Origin of the sequence: Spirosoma lacussanchae, assembly GCF_005870035.1 — a bacterium.
In the GTDB taxonomy this organism is placed as follows: domain Bacteria; phylum Bacteroidota; class Bacteroidia; order Cytophagales; family Spirosomataceae; genus Spirosoma; species Spirosoma lacussanchae.
Genome location: NZ_SWJG01000012.1, coordinates 24,927 through 42,224 on the forward strand (window position 1 = coordinate 24,927; position 17,298 = coordinate 42,224).

A 17,298-nucleotide genomic window follows, 5' to 3' on the forward strand; every position below is an offset into this window, starting at 1 on the left:
TTAGAGTTGTTCAATGATTTCATCGGCCAGGTCGGCCATTTCTTCCTGTGCTTTCTGGTCTTCCAACTGCACAATGCCGCCCGCAATCACGGAGCGAATGTAGCTAACCCGTTCATGAACGCGGGTTTTTAACGTCGGAATCGGATAAGCATCCAGAATATCCTGAATCTCGCGGTTCATGGAGGTACGGGGCTTGACCATGTTCAGCACGATGCCGGCGCGTAAGTTGGGGTAAGCCTGCTGTGTTTCCTGGAGCAGGGCCATCGTTGCTTTCAGGGCCATCGCATCGAGATAGCTGACTTTGGTAGGCACCAACACAAAGTCCGACACGGAAAACAACTCCGACAGTTTGCTCGTCAGGTACGGGGGCGTGTCGATCAGAAGCACGTCCAGCTCGGGATAGGTACCTTCCTGAAGGGCTTCGTAGCTGACCAGCGTAATGCCATCGAGCAGTGAATCCAGCCCCTGAACACTCCCCTGCAAATCGGTATCGACAATTCCCACCCGCTTGATGTCTTTGAGGTAGAAAGCCAGGTTGAGCGCGAGCGTTGTTTTGCCAACCCCGCCTTTCTGGTGCGCTACAGTAATAATTTTCATGTTGGGTTTGCTGGTCAGTTCCGCCCGCAAAAATGAGCAAAAAGCTGGAATAGACAGCTATTGAAATAGCTAAATAGCAATTGGATAGCCAAATAGTTGACTATCCAATTGGAAACCACCATAACAAGAAGCTACAGCAGATGTTTGGCAGCTAATTAGCCAGGACAGCAGACCGCTCGACGGTGAAGATGCCCACCACGCGCTGAGTGGTCGAGAAGATGTCGGTTGCCTTTACAGGGGTGTACTGCCCGGCTCTCGGCGTACCGGCTATAAACTGATACAACGTAATCGGAAACGTGTAGGTGATTTGCTTACCACCGGCCCCGCCGACAGTGCGGTCGATCACCGTTACGGCATTGTAATCGTTCAGAATGTCCTTCTTAATGGTGAAGTAGCCACGGGTAGCATCGACGGTCCGGGCATCTATTGCATACGTACCCAAGTCGAGTTGATCGTAGCGCCCGGCAGTGCCATCGCCCGTCAGGGCAAACTGTGCTGAATCGCCTTTCGCCTGAACCCGAACGGTATAGCCACTGCCTTTGAGTTGCCCCCGGCCCTCCACGTACCCGTTATCGAGCTGAAGCCGGATACAGGCGTAGTTACCACTAAGCCGAACGGCGGGGTTTACCGACTGCTCCTGCTGCGCGTCAGCCGCTACCGGCGCATCGCTGGGTGAACAGGCTTGCAGTGAAAAGAGGAAGGCACCAATCAAAAGCGGGTAGATGTAGCGGTTTAATAGAGTAAACATAGCGAACAAGCAGGATAAAGCTTTTCTCAAAGATAATGCGCTTCGTAGCCTACATCCAAGCAACGAGGGCCTACCAGCATCTGGGTTCAACTGCTTAATCAATTGGGCAAAAAATAGTCTGCTGATTATCAACATATATCAAACATATTAAATAATTTTTTATTTTATTATATTTAATTTTTTAAACATTTATATAATCTTTGTGAAGTCATCTGGCCGGAGACCAAAACAACTAACACAAACTTTAGATGAACCGATTTACTGCTTTGGGGCGCGGGCTGTTGCTGGCCGCCCTGACAACAACTACTACTACGTTTGCCCAATCCGTTGACCAAACCAAAGGCATCGGGGCCGGGGTGCAGGTACTCACCCAGACGACCCGCGACTTACAGGACTACTTCCGGCCAATGACCACCGTCATGTACGTCATTGCGGCCATCGTCGGCATTTTCGGTGCCTTCCGCATCTACTCAAAGATGCAGGCGGGCGATCAGGACGTGCAGAAGTCAGCCGTCAACTGGGGTGGTTCGGTACTGTTCCTGCTGGCTTTTGCGGCCATTCTGCAAGCCGTATTCTTCCAAAACTGATCTGTCATGTTTCAGACCCGAACGCTTTTGCTGCTGGGTGGCTGTCTGCTGACCTTCGCGGGCATAGCGCAGGACGTAAACCTGGACGGCAACGCAGCCGCACACGTCGGCATCGACGGGCAGTTTACCAACCCCATCCTGAGCCGGATGCCTACGTTTCTCAAGTTTGTCTGGGCGGTGTGCGGGCTGATGGCCCTCATTGGCGGGTTACGTATCTACGCACGGGTACAGGCCGGTACGGGCGACTTCGCGCTGGAAACGTGGCGGCTGGCCTCGGCGGTGATTAGCGTAGGTATCGTGGCCGTGTTTCTGCAAGGGTGGGTAAGCTACCGGATGCCGAGCGTTACAGCCGCCCGTTTCGGCACCGACAAGCTGCTGTTTCGGGGAGCAGAAGACAATTCGGCAATAGCTGACCCATCACCGGGTGCGGTGGGGGCCACACCCTACCAGCCCGGTGGCGACGCCCGCGTCGATTCGATTCGCAACTACTACCGTTCGGCATCGGACTCGCTGCGCGAACACACCCGACTGAACCGGTGATCCTGCTCTACGACGAATTTCAGGCCTACGGACAAATCAAATCCATTGGGCTGTGGCTCTGCGCGCTGGCTGCCGTGATCGCCGGGTTCCGCATCTATCAGAACTGGAACCGGGGCGAAGAGGTCGAAGGACCGCTGTTGCTGTGGCTGACCAGCATCGCTTTCTGTGGCGGAGTGGTTTTTGGCGTGGATCGCTTCATTCTGAGCGGGGCTTTCTCGTCGTCGTTCGGGGGAAGCGATTACTTAGCCCAGCAGTACACGCAGTCGATGGCTATCGAGGGCAACCGGGCGGCTCTGTTGCTGGGTATCGTGGTGGCAATTATTGGCCTTATCCGGGTCTTCCAGAAGTTTCGTCGGGGCGACGACGATCTGTACGAATTTATGTTCAAGTGGTTTGGCTCATTGGCTTTTCTGTTCCTGATGAGTTCTATTATCTCAGCCATGTTATGAAGTCCTACGTCATCCATCGCGGTGTCGATAACGAAATCGAGTTTCGGGGCCTGCGCGGCCTGTATTTCTACTACGCAGCCGGGGGCCTGATTGCCTCGGTTTTCCTGACGCTGTTCAGCTACATTCTGGGCCTGCCCATTCTGCTGGCAATTCTGCTGCTGGCAATAGGAGCCGGGGGTACATTGGCTTGGTGCTACACCCAAAACAGCCGCTACGGGCGGTGGGGCGCAGTTAAGCAACAGGTACAACGGCTCAAGCCATCGTACGTATGCCAGTACCAATCCTTCAACCGGCTGGTACCCGTGCGCCGGTCCACAACCCGAAGCCGACGATGAAGAAAAGCAAATCATTGGCCGACCTATTCCCGATTCTCTGCCTGGATGAGCCGACGGGCTGTATCGTCTCCAAAAATGCCGACATCACCCTGGCGTTCGAGGTGCAAGCCCCGGAGATTTTTGCCGTGTCGGATGGTGAATACGACACTCTCCACGACGTGCTGGTGCGGGCTGCGAAGGTGCTGCCGGTTGGGTACATGGTTCACAAACAGGACCTGTTTATCGAAGACGTATATACACCAACGTTCGAGAGCGATTTTATGCGTTCATCCAACTACATGGTGTGGGAAAACGAGCGGCACTTTGCCGAGCGGCCCTACCTGCGCCACCGCTGCTACCTGTACGTAACGCGCCCGGCCACCCCGCCCCTCAAGCGAATTACGACAAATTCCTCGTTGCTGAAGCGGCATCTGGTGCCAAAGGAAATGCAGGAAAGCCGCACCTGGGCGGAGTTTGGCGACGTAGTAAACCAGTTCGCAGCCATCGTGCAGGACTCCGGTAAGATGAAGCTCCACCGGCTGACACCCGCCGAGTTACTCGACAACGGCGAACAGACGGGGCTGTTTCAACGTTATTTCTCGCTGTCTCTCGACGACCCGACCCTGCACGACATCGACCTGCGGGACGGTCTGACCGTAGCCGGGCAACGTACCTATACCTACACCCTGTCGGAACTGGATGACTTTCCGAACGAGGTGTACAACTCCGCCCGGCTGGAACAATTCTCGACCGACAGCAGCCACTTCCCCATTTCGACCGGTTCGGCTTTGGGGATGCTGCTGCCCTTCAACCACATCTACAATCAGGTGCTACTCGTCGAAGACGGCCACGCGCTGACGGGGCAATTGGTGAAAGAGGTAAAACGGCACACGTCGTTTGCGGCCTGGTCGAAAGAAAACGAGGTTAGCATCCGCTCAAAGGATGCGTTCATGGAAGAAGTGAAAGACCGCAATCGGCGGGTAGTGCGGGCGCACTACAACGTGCTGGTGTTTCACCGAGACCCCGACGTAGCTGATGCATACCGGTCGCAGGCGGCTGCGGCTATCTCGAAGCTGGGCTTCAAACCGAAGATGGCCAGCCACGACGCGGAAACGCTGTACTGGTCGTGCATACCGGGTAACATCGCCGAGATTGGGGCCGATAACCTGGCGACGTGTTTCTTGGAAGAAGCGACCGCACTCTGGAACACGGAGACCAACTACCGCGACGACTTTTTTTGCAAAAACGGCCTGTTGCTGACCGACCGCTTTGGTCGCCCGTGCATGGTGGACCCGTTCTTCGGGCCGATGGAGCGGGGCATTATCGCCAACCGCAATTTCATGGTCGTTGGCCCATCGGGGTCGGGTAAGTCGTTCACGATGAACAACATGGTGTTTTACCTGCTCAGTCACGGGATGCACATTAGCTTAGTCGATGTGGGTGGCTCCTACAAACGGCTGTGTTCACTCATGGGTGGCCGGTACGTTACCTACGAACCCGACAACCCGATTGAGTTTAACCCGTTCTACAGCCGCGACCTGGACCCGGACGAAGAAACAAAGGACGCGCTGGCCAACCTACTCATGGCCCTCTGGAAAAAGGATGGCGAACCCGCTACCAAAGCCGAGGAGGTGACCATTGCCAACATCGTACATGAGTACTACGGAGCCATGCGCCGGGCGCGGGAAGCGGGTGAGGAGCCGTTTACGTGCTTCGATAGCTTCTACGAGTTCACGCGGGACACGTACCCGGCCATTTTCGCCCGCAACATGGGTTCGGAGCGGGAGTTCAGCCTGAACAACTTTCTGTACGTACTGCGCCCATTTCACGCCGACAATCAGTACGGCTACCTGCTGAATTCGCGCCGGAACATCGACCTGATGGAGCTACCGTTTGTGGTGTACGAGCTGGACAACATCAAAGACCACCCGGTGCTGTTCCCAATCACCACCATCATGATTATGAATACCTACGTCCGTAAGCTGTTCAGCGTGAAGGGGGTCTTGAAAATGCTCATCATCGAAGAAGCGTGGAAGGCCCTGGCGAAAGAGAATTTTGCTCATTTCCTACGCTGGTGTTCGAAAACAGTACGGAAGCACTTGGGATCGTTGGGCGTGGTGACGCAGGAGGTGGACGATCTGGTGGGCAATGCCATCGTAAAGGATGCCATCATTAACAATTCGCCGATCAAGTTTCTGCTCGACCACCAGAACTACGAAAAGCGGTTCCCGGAGATCATGCAAACGCTCTCGCTGTCGGAAAAACAGGCGAACATCATTCTGAGCATCAACAAGGGTAAAGACCCCAACCGGCCACCCTACAACGATCTGGCCCTATTGCTGGGCGACTACTGCAAGGTGTACGGGCTGGAAGTCAGCCGCACGGCCTACGGTACGTTCACGACGGAGCGGTCGGAGGTGGAGCAGATTACGGAACTGGCCGAAACGGCTTACGGCAATGATTTAGAGTCGGCGGTAAAAGCCTGGGCGCGGGGCGAACGGGCCGGGGGCTACCTGCCCGTCAACGCGCAGGGTGTACCGCTGTTGCACCCCAACAGGCGGGCACCCAAACCACTGAACGGCGCGAGTTACTATACAGTGCCGTAGCCCGACACTTTACCAATTGTAAAAGACAAACCGATGCAAACCAACCAATTCATACGGGTGGCCGGGCTACTGCTGTGCCTGTGCCTGGCCCCGCCCGCCCTGCAAGCGCAGTTCGTGGTCAGCGACCCCATCCACACGGCGGTATCGAACCTGATGTCGCTGATTCAGAAGCCTTCTTTCAAAACGATGGTCGATGCCATCGAGAAACTAAAGAAGGTAAAAGGAGCCGTGCAGAGCTACCACCGGGGGCAGCAGCTTATCCAAACAGTACAGCAAACGACCCGCACCCTGCAAAGCATCTCGACGGTCATCAGCAAGGACGGGCACATCTACCCGGCGGAGTACGCGCTGATTGCCGACGACCTGAGCGCGATGGGTACGCAGGCCAACGACATCCTGAAAGATATGCGGCAGGGATCGTCGCAAAACCTGTTCGAGATAAATGATCAGGGCCGGATCGAGTGGATTTTCCGGGCCTACGAAAGTGCCAGAAAGTTTCAGGGGCTGGTCAACAACTATTACTACCGGGTGCGTGGCTTGTCGCTGCGCCGGGTACGTTCGCAAAAAGACTGGCAGATGACCAGCCGACTATACGCAATGGCCGAGCCGACCCTGACCAAACAAGGCAGCTACAACGAAGTGCAGTTTATGCTGGGTGAGAAGGGTTACGACGACGATTACACGGACCGCAGCAAGTCGGCCCTCGACGAGGAGGAAATTGCCAAGCAGCAGCGGCAGAAGCAGGCTGAGATCGACCGCAAAACAGCCCTGATGCAGGAATGCCAGGACCGGCTACAGATTGCCGACTTGCAGGGTGAGCAACAGGCATTTGCCGAGATGAAGTTTCTATACCCGCCGTACTTCGACCCGGAGAAGAAAGGAAAACCCAACGGGTACGTTGACCCGCACGACGGCCACATTATTTCCGATGAGGAGTTCGGCATTCTGGTACGTATTCGGGGCCGACAGATTGCCGCCGACAAACGGGCAGCCATTCAGCGCGAGTGTCAGGAAAAGATGAACAGCAGCGGGGGTTAACCCACTCATTACCAACTCACCGACGTACCAATCCGCTTACATCTTATGCTGTTCGACGCTTACAAAACACTGCTGGGCCTGTATGCCGACATGACGGCCTCCACGATGGACATCACGGCCCTGATCGAGTCCAAAATCCGGGCTGTGGCGGGCATTGGTGCCTTAGTTTACATCTTCTCCCGGCTGATTCCGCAAGTAATGCGCTCAGAGTCGATTGACTTTTTCCCGTACCTACGCCCGTTCATGCTCATGGTGCTGATTGGCCTATCGCCCCGGATTTGCAACGGCATCGACAAGTTGGGCGAAAGCATCCGCACTGCCGTAGAGCGGCAAAACGGTACGCTCTACGAGAAGATTGCCGAGCAGACCAAACTGCTTCAGCAGACCGTCGATGCCAAATGGCAGGAAATTGGCGAACACCCTGAACTGTTCCGGCAGGTGGACCCGACCTTCAACCCGGATGCGTTCGGGGCGGGGCTGAAACTTCAGTTTGCCGAGTACTCCGAGAAGTTCAAGTACGAATTGCTGTCCTACACGCAGGACATTCTGCTGGCCCTGATGCAACTGGCCGAGTGCATCCTGTTTCTTATCTCGTTCACCTACAGGCTGGTACTCAGGATGGGCGCACCCATCGCCATCGCGCTGGCGGTGTTTCCGGGCATGAGTAACAACATCGCCGAGTGGTTTGGCAAATACATCAACTACACACTGCTGCCCACCGTCGCGGCTTTGTACTCGTCCATTGCCTTCAAGGTAACGCTCAAGTACCTGAGCTACTACGACCCGAAAACCATTGTGCTGGGCAATGCGGGCGGAGCCGAGGCCCACACGCCGGAGTACATGGGTCTGGCCTTCATCGGCATTCTGGTGATGTGCCTTATCGGCTACTGTCAGGTGCCGTCGATGACCAATATGCTCGTGACGGTTGGTGGTGTTGGCGCGATGGTGCAGGGGGCTACCAGTCTGGCCCGGTCAGGGGCGGGAACGGTCGCGGCTCCGGTGAGCAAACCCCTGAAAGCTGCCGGGCATACGGTCGCGGCCCGCATGGGCAACAGTGTAGCCAATAGTGTTACCAGCGTAGCGCGATTGGGGGGAAATATGGCGGCTGGGGTGGCCCGCTCACCGTTCACAATGGCCGCGCACGTGGCGGGGGGAGCAGCACGTGGTGCTCGTGCGGGAGCCGCTTCGGGCGGCAGTATGCTGGGCCGGGGCATCAAAGGCGTAGCGGGTGGTGTCGCTGGGGCGGTCGTCGGTACGGGGGCCGGAGCCGTAGCAGCCGCTCATGGAGCCACCGTAGGAGCGTACCGCAAGACATACCCGCCAAAGAAAAATCAACTCTGATTTATTGCCTTTCGGCTTGGCAAGCCCCTATTTCTTTTGACTTAAATCTATTGCCTATAGCAATACAAACGACATGAAATACCATCAAAACAACCTGTTAGTCAGCCACAAACGCATGATGTGGTTGAGTGTCGGCGGCCTGACCTTCCTGACGGTCGCGCTGGTCTGGAGCATCATCTGGAGTTTTGCCCGCTATCGTCAGGCCACGCAGTACACCTACGTGTTTCACCGGAAGGGGGCGGCTATCGCTATTTACGACCAACGTACCTACCCACCACTCGGCATTCCTGTAACGTCTGGTTTGAATCCCTACCGCCCGAACCGATGAAAGAGCTACTGCAATTAGAAAAAGACTTTCAGCGGGGCCGGTGGTTGCTGGTGGCCGCTTTCGGGTTCAGCCTGATTGTAGCCCTCACCGCCGTAGGGCTGGCCTTTAAGTACAGCAACGAATTCAGCAAACGCATCTACCTCGTCAACCGGGGCGAAGCCATCCAAGTGACGTGCGGCAGCGTAACGGACAATCGCCCGGCGGAACTGCGCCACCACGTGGGCCGCTTCCACGAACTCTTCTTTACCGTCTCACCCGACCCAAAATCCATCGACGATAACATCAGGCGCGCCCTATTCCTCTGCGACGAATCGGCCAAACGGCTCTACAACAACCTCGCCGAGCAGAACTTCTACCGCGACATGGTGCAGGGCAACGTAACGCAGCGGGTACAGGTCGATTCGGTCGTGACTGATTTGCGCCATTACCCGTACCGGGCCGTAACCTACGCCCGGCTGGTGCAGGAGCGGGCAACGGCCACCGTCTACCGGAGCCTCGTCACTGAAACCACCTTAGTCGATGTGAACCGAAGCGACAACTCACCCAACGGGCTGCTCATGCGCGACTTCCACATTCTCTCGTCACGCATCACGCAGGAATACAGCAAATAATATGGCTCTGTTTCGATTCTGGACTTCGACGCAGCCGCAAAGAGAAGGCGATGCGCCCCAAAGTCACCCGGCTTTTCGGCTGGGTACACGTCTGGCGGAGGGAGTGACCCGGCTGGAACACCAATTGGCAAACCGGCTCAATCAGGAGCAGCACCGCATCGGCTTTCGCTGGCGAAACGTGCTTCTGGCACTCGTAGGGGCCTTTTTTCTACTCTATTTCATTGCCTTACTGACCCAATGACACTTACAGAACAACCACAGACTGACCCTTTTTTTGCTACACCGGTTGAAGAAACGCCGGCTCCTGGTAGCGAAACGGTTGCCAAAGGCAAGATTGGCCGTAAGCAGATTCTGCTGCTGTTTGGCGGGTTCGCCTTCCTGCTGGGTGTAGCGATTTTCGGCTTTCTGGGCGGTTTCATCGCTTCCGATACCGCACCCGCCGATGGTGGTGCTTCGTCGCTGGCTCCGCCCGAAGCCCGGCCCCACCACCTCGACGGCAAAGAGAAATACGATAAGTACGGTTTCGATGCCGGTTCGCTAAATCCTACCCCATCGGGAGCAATGGATCGGCAGGCGGCTGCGGGTACGCAACTGCTGACGGGTAAGGACCCTTCGTTAAGCCGGGGCACCAACGAGTCGCTAATGGATGCCGATCTGAACACCATCCGCACACAGGCCGGGCAAACAACCCAGCCTTACCAGACGGCCACCGAACGCAAAAAGGCCCGCTACGGTCAGCTAAAGCGGCAGTTCGACAACCAGCAGGCCGAGCGTGATGCCATCTACCGCACCATGCACCGCTCCCCCAAAGGTCGGGAACAACTGGCCGAGGAACGTACCGCCAAACGGCAGCGCGACCTCGATCAGCAAACCGCCGATGTGCTGCTGCGGCAGATTGAAACGGCTAACCAGCGAATGAGTTCGGGTACGTCTGCGGGTGGAGCAGCCCCGGCTACGCCTTCTCTGCACATGGCCGAGTACCGCGACCTGAAAGCAAAGTACGGCGGTGAACTGCCCCCCTCCTACCGCGCCCTGTTTGCGCGGGAAATAGCGGCTGAAGCTGGTAACAGTGAAGCCGGAACGGTGGGGCAAACAAACCCGGTGGGCGAATATGGTATAGCCCCGACTGAGCGAAAGGCAATGCCTGTAAGTAATTCGGGCTTCTACGGCTTAACTACATCGGGTGCTACGTCCACCGTTAACCGACCCGGCGGAACGCCCTCCCCTACCGGCCCATCCATCCCGGCAGTGGTGCATGGCGACGGCGACGCGGTAACGGTGCAAAATGGCAGTACACTCAGCCTGCGCCTGCTGGAGGAGACAACCCTTCGGCTCAATGGCCGGTGGGTCAAGCTGCCCGCCCATACCCTGCTGGCGGGTACGTGCAGCATCGGTACCGACCGGGTCAATGTCGCCGTATCGAGTGTGCGGTTGGGCAACGAGATCTACCCTATTCGGCTCACTGTGTACGATTTAGATGGCCGGGCGGGTCTTTCGGTATCCAAACTGGCCGATAAGAACCGGCTGGCGCAGGGCTTGGGAAACTCTGCCGGGCAGGCAGTTTCTTCGCCGTATTACTTCGTGCCGCAAGGGTCATTCGGCCAGCAGGTAGGTAGTCAGGTAGCCATGCAGGTGACCAATACCGCCTTTCAGGGGGTGCGCTCGTTGGTGCAGTCAAAACTGAACTCGGTCAAGGTTACCGTCAAACCCAACTACCGCATCATCCTCCGTTCCGAGCAGGCCGCTGACGGATACACCAATTAAACTGTGCTGATAATCAAGTTCATGAAAGCTACGTACCTACTCTATTTCATTGCCTTTACGCCCCTGATGGTGGCAGGGCAGGCGCACAAATCCACCGGCAAAGCCGCTCGAACAACCGCACTCGTCAGACCAATGCAGGGTAGAGCCATAGCCCGGCTAACGGCCCCTACACTTGCCCCCACAGGTACGTTGGCCATGATAACGTCCCCTTCTGTCAAATCGGTGGTCAACGGGCCGGTGGAACGCTCCACGGTTAAGCAGGCTGCTACAAACAATCCCGGTGCCACCACTACGCCGGTACGGGTAGCCAATCCGGCGTTCGTCGAAAGTGTGCGGGCGAAGCCGTACCTGTTGCCCATCGACCGGGCCGCCGTGAAAGGGTCGTACCCGCTCGGCATCTCTGACCGCAAAACGACGCATATCATTTTTCCAGCCAAGATTAAGGAGTTCGATGCCGGCACCGACTACGTGCTGGCGCAAATACCGGAAACCGTCACAAACGTACTGCGGGTGAAAGCAAACCCGAAAGCCACGGCGTTTTGCCAGGCCGACTCCGGCAGAGAAACCAACATGACCGTCATTACCGAAGACGGTGGTTTCTTCTCGTTTCTGATCCGCTACCAGGAGGAGCCGGAGATTCTGAACATCAACATGGCCAACAACGTCACAGCAGACGATTACACCAGCCGGTCGCTGGGTATCAACCGGGCAACCGCCATCACGTTTGCACAAGCTAGTTCCACGACCGGAGGGTTGCCGATGGCGGAAAGCGACCTGTTGAACCACTGCGAGCGGGTGCTGGAACGGAAGCCATTTGTCCGAAACATCGGGGCTTCGTCCATGCGGCTCACTCACCTGCTCACGGGCCTATACGCGGCTGACAAGGTGTTGTATCTGCAATTCAGTCTCCGCAACGACAGTCAGCTTGACTACGAAGTGGATTTTGTGAAGTTCTACGTGCGCGACAAAGAGAAGCTAAAACGCATGGCGGCTCAGGAAGTAGAACTAACGCCCTATGGCCGCTACCCCATCGAGTCGAAGCTACTCCGGGCGAAAACGGAACAAACGGTGGTGTACGCCCTGCCCATGACGACCCTGACCGAAGACAAGGTGCTGGATATCGAACTGTACGAAAGACAGGGTGGGCGGCATCTCCGCTTTCAGGTAGAATCCGACGTACTGCTCTTAGCTAAACCCTTCTGAACCATGTTGAAACCAATTATTCTATGGCTGGCCCTATGCCTCATGTCGGCCAGTACACTCGCCCAGACGCACCTGAAAGGGCAGCGGTTTATCGACGTGCAGGGGGGTGTGGTGGGTACGTCCTCGGCAAACCCAAACCAATTGGGTATGAGCGGACTTATCAGCACCGGACGCTACAACCGGCAGTACAACGCCTGGAAACTGAGCTTCAGCTATGCACAAAACCGCGTTCAGGGAGCCGACTCCACCGAACTGCGTACCCTCCGGCAGTTTACGGTGGGTTGGGGCTACGAGTTCAACTTGTGGCGCAACCCCTTCCGAACGCGGTTCATTCGAGCAACCGTGCAGCCCGTGGCCACGTATGAGTCGCTGCCTTCAATCACCATCCCGATGATGACCGATTCTACTTGCGCGTCTATGCCTTCTGGTGCCCGATTCCTGCTCGGTGCCGAAGCAGGGATTGAGTTTGAACTATCTCCGGTGGTGATCAGCCTCCGGCAACGCTGGTTGCCGAAGTCAGCAGTGCAGCCATTTTACACGTTGGTGAGCGTGGGGTGGCGGTGGCATGGGCGGTAGAAATAAACGTTAGAAGAATCAAATTCTACATCGTACACAACCCTAATCAATCAACACGGACTATAGGTTGAGGTTACAGAGCTGTACATTCTAACGTTTTTTCGGGTAAGGTATCGGTGCCGCTAAACCCACCCGTTCCACCGGCTGAAAGCCACCGGTCTTAGTGAACTTCATGGTGTGGTTGAAGTTACGCATAGAGTCAGATGGATCAATGACTGCGAAATTTATACGCTCCAACGTAACCCGTGGCATGGCCGCCGAAACGAGAATAGGTTTTTCCAACAAACCTGTTGCTGAGTTCAGCGATTCGCCAATGGCGTGAACGACAACCTGACTGACAGGTAGGTGCGCCTGCACTTCGCGGGCTATTCTTAGTAAACAACTACAGACGTAGTCTTGATAAAGCTCATTGAATTTGCTGGCAGAGACTGCCTTTCGTGAGAGTTTACCGCTCGCCAATTGGGATACCGTAAAGTCGGGGATGACGTTGGCAGAATTTACGTGCAAATCCACTTCGATGTGGTCGCTGGTGAACGTAAACTCCAGCCGACTACCCAGTTGAGAAATGCTCTCAAACGGAGCAAAAGCGTCAATGACTTGCCCGTAAACATCACTGTCTTTAGCCAGCACCAACCGGGCTAACTCCTGCCGATCCTGCCAGTCCTCGTATTGCTTCTGATAGTCGGCCTGCCGGTCCTTAAATAGTTGCTCGTCTTGCTGTCGGGCTTTATAAACGGCTTCCTCCAGTCGCCTTATTTTTCCGGGGCCGAGCTTGAATAGCTTGTCCAGAAAAGAAGGTTGATACGTATCGAGTTTATGTTGTGCCGTCCGCTCCCGTTCGTCGGTGACTACCGGCGCTGTCGGTGGGTTCTCATGTTGCATGGCCGACCAATCAACTGGATCACTGCAATCGCAGTGAACAGTCTTCAGTACGCTCACGTACTCTTCATACTCCCGGACGGCCTGAGCCGCATCCTGAATGGCCTGCTGCTTTTGCAACAACTTATACTGTTGAGCTGCGACACGAGCACGTCGTTGCTGATCGCGTTCGATGTGGCGGGCCGTTCGGTTGATGGCGCATACTACTCCTCGAATACTCATGACGGGACGTGGACAGAATGACGGATATGGACGTATGTATCGGCTATAATTCCTGCTCTTCAAATTCAGTCTCAACGGCTTCATTTTCCAGTTGAAACTTCTCCCATTCGGCGCGGTTGAGCGTGTTGTTAGCCAGGGCTTTTTCGACGGCCAGACTTTCCCGATACTGACGGGCCTCCGCTGCCAGTGTCCACTTGGTTTCAATGCCCAAGCGTTCAATCTCCGTTTTGATGTCAGCCAGGCCCACCCGGAAGAACTCCTTACGCGGATTAACCTTATTGATTTGATTATTCAGAAATTGCCGATGGAGGCTCCGTTCCAGCGCGGGGGCATCATCACTGAACAAAAGCGCGTGAACGTCGAACTCAAAAGGCACTGAAGCATCACCTAATTCGCGTACCCGGTCGAGGGGTTCCAGTCGCCGGGTCATACCAATTTTATACACGTCGTCGCCGAACGAACCGATGTTCGAGATAATGTATACGTGACCGGATTTGGTCTGTTGCGCCATAGACAGCGCACGCTGATTTTTCTCCTGTGCAGCCTGTAGTTTGGCAGTCAACTCCTGAAGCTGTGCTTCAAAAACGGCTCGTTGCTCTTCCGATGCTTTAGCGGTCTGCTGCTGCACTTTGTCAATAGCCTTTTGGATGGCTTCCTCTTGTTTGGCCGCATCGCGTTGCGCCTTCTCGTACTCACGACGGGCTTTTTCTTCCTCGCGAATCTGCTCCCGGATGAGCCGTTGCTCCTCGCGTTCCTTCAATTTCAGTTCATGCGCGACCACGGCCCAGCGCAACTCTTCCAGTCGGGCTTGCAGGTATTCGGGCGTAATGCGAGCATCCTTGAAAGGCTTGCCAAGGATATTGACCAGCGCGTAAGCGTCCTTGATTTGCTGCGCCAGAGTACCGTAGTTATCATGTTTGACATTGGCTAAAATCGTATCAACCTTGCCGTTGAAGGCATCGGTTACGAAGTTTTCGGCACTGGTTTTACGAACCGCTTCTACGTAGTCGCAACCCGCAGCAGCCCGTGTCGTCATCAGAAGCCGGGTACGTTCACGGGCTTTTTTCAACTCAACCCCGGCTTCCGTAAAGCCAAACTCATCGGCCAGTTCATCCAACAGCGTGTAAGAAGGAAGCAGGTATTGGTCGCCGTAGCCATTTATGACGTTTTTCAGGGCCTGAATGGTCTTTTCCAGATCAGCCGCATTGCGGGTGGCCGCCAAAGCTTCGCCTGCGATTTCCTCGGCCCGCTGGTTGGCAATGTTCACGATACGTTTGGCTTCCTGCGTAGCGTTCAGCAACACATTGTCGGCCTGCGTCTGAAGTGCACGAGCTTTCATCCCAGCTTGATCGCGAATCTCCTTGGCATTCGACCGGGCCGCTCGTAGTTCTTCATCGGCCAAGAAGCGTAGCCGGTCAGCTTCCCGTTGGGCTTCTGCTACCACACGTGTCGCTTCAGCTTCGGCAGTTGTCCGAATCTCGCGAGCATACTGTTGAGCATCTACAATTACCCGGAACTCGCTCAACTGGTCAAGTTCTTGTTGCAACCGGCTTTCCTGCTCTTGGGCCACCTGCTTCGTCTGACTCAACTCCTGCTCTTTCTTCTTCAGTTTCTGGTTCTGGACGAACAGGTATATGAGAGAAATTACCAACAAGATTAATAAAAGTAAGGACATAGTAATAGGTTTAACGCATTGGCGTAACTAATTCTACAGTAGAGCAAGAGTAAGAAAAAGTTGCGTAATTGCCCAAGTTATCAACAGGATAATTGCCAAAGAAGGTAGCTTTATTAAGGCTATCATTTGATGCAGTCAATGGACTCTCCCTAAACACATAATTACCCCTCCCACTCTGCCCCGCCATAATACTCATCCAACGCCAGCATCTTCATGGCATCCTGCTCGGCGGCTGACCGGGCCTGGAATCGTTCGGGGTCGTCGATACCCTCGGCGATGACAATGCTGACGACTTCGCCTACGCTGTCTTTTACTTCGTACACCGAGACGGATTCCTGCTGTACCAATACAAACTCGACATCGTCGTTCTCACCTCCGTCGAGTACTCTTCTCACTGGCTCTCTTCCTGCATTGCTCATGGCTATGTAAATAGTTGAATAGCCAAATATACTACTATTTCGTCCTTTACACACTTATCCGGTTGCGATTGGGTTTCAAACCAACATTCGTAGATACAACAGTAGGCAATACATCGGGTTTTACCATATCGGGAGTATTGTCCTTCTGGATACGATCTTTTTGCTTTCGGCTTTCCAGTGTCATCGGTACGCCCGGCAGCAGACCGTGCCGCTCCTCCATACTGCGGCAGAACCGGCCAACCTCCCGGTAGTTAAAGCTGGTTAGAGCGGTGTTCTTACCCTCCATATCCACCCGGCTGGCGATGATGTGAAAGTGTTCATGCTCCCGATCCCGGTGCCGGAAGGCCACCATTGGGTTGTTTTCCATACCAAACGTCCGGGCGAACGACTGACAGATGCGGATCATCACATCAGCAGGGGGACTCTCACCGGGCGGGAACGAAAAGCTTTGGTGCCAGACGGGTTTACGTACCCGGTCGTTGAGGCTGGCAACGGTTTGCATGGCTTCGGCCATCAGTTCCAGACCCAACCGCGTTTTGTCTTCTGTCCGTAGCTTGGGGTCGGTAATGACTGTAATACTCAGGTGCTGCACAAAGAGCAGTTCGCCCCGGATGCGCGTGCGGTTGAGGCTGTGGTTGGCGCGGGTTTCGTAATAGCAGTACTGCATGGCCCCGAGAAAACTGCTGCCAAAACGGGCTACTTTACCAATCATGTCGCAACACCAGTTTGAAACGCATCCCGCAGCTCGCATAGGTTCAGTACCACCCCGTTCAACGTTGGCCTATTTTCTGGATTTAATATATCCAGGATCAGCTTGTCAAGCTGGGCGGTTGTTCCATACCGGGCCATGTTGGCTTGGCAAAACGCCCTAACCTCCGAAGCGATCCGGCCTGCTTCATATACTACCGTCCGAATGTCTTCGGCATAAACACTATCGTCCCCGGCTCGCTGACTGATGTACCACAAAGCCGAAGTGAGCCGGTCGAGCCGGGCTAATTGTGTGGCCACTTCAGCCGGCAGTTTGCGGAAGCGGGGAAGCTGATCGAGTTGTCCCAAGGCACCGGTTCTGAGCAGTTGGGAGACGCTTATTCCCGATTCTTTGCTAAGCTTTCGTAATTGCGTTTGCTCCGCTTCGGTGAGCCGGACGAAGATACCTTTTTCCCTTTTTTCGGAACGCCTGCGCCGGTTTTCATGCGGCTTTGTTTCGCCTGATTGACCCACTCTTCTTCCTATCTGTATATACAAAAACATAGCTTGCTGCACACCCAAAGGGTGGTTGCTGCTGACAACGCGGATGCCGCCTACAAGCTGTACAACCCCGCCAACTCCGTTACTTCAGGTGTTTTATGCAACCTGTACACCTGCATTGCCATAATCAACCCCACCAACCAATACAACTTG

20 protein-coding genes are annotated in these 17,298 nt (G+C 55.3%); 13 read left to right on the top strand and 7 right to left on the bottom strand.

Translation table 11 applies throughout. From position 1 onward, the window contains the following. The gene (locus FBR45_RS24620; RefSeq protein ID WP_138507140.1) at positions 1–597 is read right to left on the bottom strand and encodes a ParA family protein; all 597 of its coding nucleotides are present in this window, start codon (positions 595–597) and stop codon (positions 1–3) included. Positions 598–748: 151 nt separating this feature from the next. Beyond that, on the bottom strand, positions 749–1,345 hold the full coding sequence (locus FBR45_RS24625) for a hypothetical protein (RefSeq protein ID WP_246082378.1): 597 nt from the start codon (positions 1,343–1,345) through the stop codon (positions 749–751). A gap of 248 nt (positions 1,346–1,593) precedes the next feature. Between FBR45_RS24625 and FBR45_RS24630 the strand changes: the two genes are divergently transcribed. The 13 genes from FBR45_RS24630 to FBR45_RS24690 all read left to right on the top strand — a co-directional run bounded on the left by FBR45_RS24630 (position 1,594) and on the right by FBR45_RS24690 (position 12,702). After that, entirely contained in the window at positions 1,594–1,932 is a 339-nt protein-coding gene (locus FBR45_RS24630; RefSeq protein WP_138507141.1) for a DUF4134 domain-containing protein, read from the top strand. A gap of 6 nt (positions 1,933–1,938) precedes the next feature. After that, entirely contained in the window at positions 1,939–2,472 is a 534-nt protein-coding gene (locus FBR45_RS24635; RefSeq protein WP_138507142.1) for a DUF4134 family protein, read from the top strand. After that, positions 2,469–2,921: a DUF4134 family protein gene (locus tag FBR45_RS24640; protein ID WP_138507143.1), complete on the top strand. Its 453-nt coding sequence runs from the start codon at positions 2,469–2,471 to the stop codon at positions 2,919–2,921. The genes FBR45_RS24635 and FBR45_RS24640 overlap by 4 nt, the downstream gene beginning before the upstream one ends. Next, a complete protein-coding gene (locus FBR45_RS24645) occupies positions 2,918–3,256 on the top strand; it encodes a DUF4133 domain-containing protein (protein ID WP_138507144.1) in 339 nt (112 codons plus the stop codon). The genes FBR45_RS24640 and FBR45_RS24645 overlap by 4 nt, the downstream gene beginning before the upstream one ends. Continuing rightward, on the top strand, positions 3,253–5,841 hold the full coding sequence (locus tag FBR45_RS24650) for a TraG family conjugative transposon ATPase (protein WP_138507145.1): 2,589 nt from the start codon (positions 3,253–3,255) through the stop codon (positions 5,839–5,841). The genes FBR45_RS24645 and FBR45_RS24650 overlap by 4 nt, the downstream gene beginning before the upstream one ends. A gap of 33 nt (positions 5,842–5,874) precedes the next feature. After that, positions 5,875–6,879 (top strand): hypothetical protein, encoded by a 1,005-nt coding sequence (locus tag FBR45_RS24655; RefSeq protein ID WP_138507146.1) that lies wholly within the window; start codon positions 5,875–5,877, stop codon positions 6,877–6,879. Between the two features lie 45 nt (positions 6,880–6,924). Further along, the gene (locus FBR45_RS24660; protein WP_138507147.1) at positions 6,925–8,220 is read left to right on the top strand and encodes a conjugal transfer protein; all 1,296 of its coding nucleotides are present in this window, start codon (positions 6,925–6,927) and stop codon (positions 8,218–8,220) included. A 73-nt stretch (positions 8,221–8,293) separates the two neighbouring features. Then, positions 8,294–8,548 (top strand): hypothetical protein, encoded by a 255-nt coding sequence (locus FBR45_RS24665; RefSeq protein ID WP_138507148.1) that lies wholly within the window; start codon positions 8,294–8,296, stop codon positions 8,546–8,548. Continuing rightward, positions 8,545–9,159, top strand: coding sequence for a conjugative transposon protein TraK (gene traK, locus FBR45_RS24670; protein ID WP_138507149.1), 615 nt, complete (start codon positions 8,545–8,547; stop codon positions 9,157–9,159). The genes FBR45_RS24665 and traK overlap by 4 nt, the downstream gene beginning before the upstream one ends. Position 9,160: 1 nt before the next feature. Then, the gene (locus FBR45_RS24675; protein WP_138507150.1) at positions 9,161–9,400 is read left to right on the top strand and encodes a hypothetical protein; all 240 of its coding nucleotides are present in this window, start codon (positions 9,161–9,163) and stop codon (positions 9,398–9,400) included. Beyond that, entirely contained in the window at positions 9,397–10,923 is a 1,527-nt protein-coding gene (gene traM, locus FBR45_RS24680; RefSeq protein ID WP_138507151.1) for a conjugative transposon protein TraM, read from the top strand. Before FBR45_RS24675 ends, traM begins: the two co-directional genes overlap by 4 nt. Positions 10,924–10,944: 21 nt before the next feature. After that, complete coding sequence (gene traN, locus FBR45_RS24685) at positions 10,945–12,126, top strand: conjugative transposon protein TraN (protein ID WP_138507152.1); 1,182 nt, start codon at positions 10,945–10,947, stop codon at positions 12,124–12,126. Positions 12,127–12,129: 3 nt separating this feature from the next. Then, positions 12,130–12,702 carry a conjugal transfer protein TraO gene (locus tag FBR45_RS24690; protein WP_138507153.1) on the top strand — a complete coding sequence of 191 codons (573 nt, stop codon included), beginning with the start codon at positions 12,130–12,132 and terminating at the stop codon, positions 12,700–12,702. A 90-nt stretch (positions 12,703–12,792) separates the two neighbouring features. On the opposite strand, the gene FBR45_RS24695 is transcribed toward FBR45_RS24690, so the two are convergent. From FBR45_RS24695 to FBR45_RS24715, 5 genes are all read right to left on the bottom strand, one after another. Next, the gene (locus FBR45_RS24695) at positions 12,793–13,803 is read right to left on the bottom strand and encodes a hypothetical protein (RefSeq protein ID WP_138507154.1); all 1,011 of its coding nucleotides are present in this window, start codon (positions 13,801–13,803) and stop codon (positions 12,793–12,795) included. A 43-nt stretch (positions 13,804–13,846) separates the two neighbouring features. Continuing rightward, on the bottom strand, positions 13,847–15,457 hold the full coding sequence (locus tag FBR45_RS24700; RefSeq protein WP_212748656.1) for a DUF4041 domain-containing protein: 1,611 nt from the start codon (positions 15,455–15,457) through the stop codon (positions 13,847–13,849). 182 nt (positions 15,458–15,639) lie between these two features. After that, positions 15,640–15,897, bottom strand: coding sequence for a hypothetical protein (locus FBR45_RS24705; RefSeq protein ID WP_138507156.1), 258 nt, complete (start codon positions 15,895–15,897; stop codon positions 15,640–15,642). 46 nt (positions 15,898–15,943) lie between these two features. After that, positions 15,944–16,609, bottom strand: coding sequence for a relaxase/mobilization nuclease domain-containing protein (locus FBR45_RS24710; RefSeq protein ID WP_138507157.1), 666 nt, complete (start codon positions 16,607–16,609; stop codon positions 15,944–15,946). Further along, positions 16,606–17,160 (bottom strand): plasmid mobilization protein, encoded by a 555-nt coding sequence (locus tag FBR45_RS24715; RefSeq protein ID WP_246082379.1) that lies wholly within the window; start codon positions 17,158–17,160, stop codon positions 16,606–16,608. Before FBR45_RS24715 ends, FBR45_RS24710 begins: the two co-directional genes overlap by 4 nt. Between the last annotated feature and the right edge of the window lie 138 nt (positions 17,161–17,298).

Coding starts and splice junctions, on each gene's coding strand:
- FBR45_RS24620 (WP_138507140.1), bottom strand. CDS start 597: ATGAAAATTATTACTGTAGCGCACCAGAAAGGCGGGGTTGGCAAAACA.
- FBR45_RS24625 (WP_246082378.1), bottom strand. CDS start 1,345: ATGTTTACTCTATTAAACCGCTACATCTACCCGCTTTTGATTGGTGCC.
- FBR45_RS24630 (WP_138507141.1), top strand. CDS start 1,594: ATGAACCGATTTACTGCTTTGGGGCGCGGGCTGTTGCTGGCCGCCCTG.
- FBR45_RS24635 (WP_138507142.1), top strand. CDS start 1,939: ATGTTTCAGACCCGAACGCTTTTGCTGCTGGGTGGCTGTCTGCTGACC.
- FBR45_RS24645 (WP_138507144.1), top strand. CDS start 2,918: ATGAAGTCCTACGTCATCCATCGCGGTGTCGATAACGAAATCGAGTTT.
- FBR45_RS24650 (WP_138507145.1), top strand. CDS start 3,253: ATGAAGAAAAGCAAATCATTGGCCGACCTATTCCCGATTCTCTGCCTG.
- FBR45_RS24655 (WP_138507146.1), top strand. CDS start 5,875: ATGCAAACCAACCAATTCATACGGGTGGCCGGGCTACTGCTGTGCCTG.
- FBR45_RS24660 (WP_138507147.1), top strand. CDS start 6,925: ATGCTGTTCGACGCTTACAAAACACTGCTGGGCCTGTATGCCGACATG.
- FBR45_RS24665 (WP_138507148.1), top strand. CDS start 8,294: ATGAAATACCATCAAAACAACCTGTTAGTCAGCCACAAACGCATGATG.
- traK (WP_138507149.1), top strand. CDS start 8,545: ATGAAAGAGCTACTGCAATTAGAAAAAGACTTTCAGCGGGGCCGGTGG.
- FBR45_RS24675 (WP_138507150.1), top strand. CDS start 9,161: ATGGCTCTGTTTCGATTCTGGACTTCGACGCAGCCGCAAAGAGAAGGC.
- traM (WP_138507151.1), top strand. CDS start 9,397: ATGACACTTACAGAACAACCACAGACTGACCCTTTTTTTGCTACACCG.
- traN (WP_138507152.1), top strand. CDS start 10,945: ATGAAAGCTACGTACCTACTCTATTTCATTGCCTTTACGCCCCTGATG.
- FBR45_RS24690 (WP_138507153.1), top strand. CDS start 12,130: ATGTTGAAACCAATTATTCTATGGCTGGCCCTATGCCTCATGTCGGCC.
- FBR45_RS24695 (WP_138507154.1), bottom strand. CDS start 13,803: ATGAGTATTCGAGGAGTAGTATGCGCCATCAACCGAACGGCCCGCCAC.
- FBR45_RS24705 (WP_138507156.1), bottom strand. CDS start 15,897: ATGAGCAATGCAGGAAGAGAGCCAGTGAGAAGAGTACTCGACGGAGGT.
- FBR45_RS24710 (WP_138507157.1), bottom strand. CDS start 16,609: ATGATTGGTAAAGTAGCCCGTTTTGGCAGCAGTTTTCTCGGGGCCATG.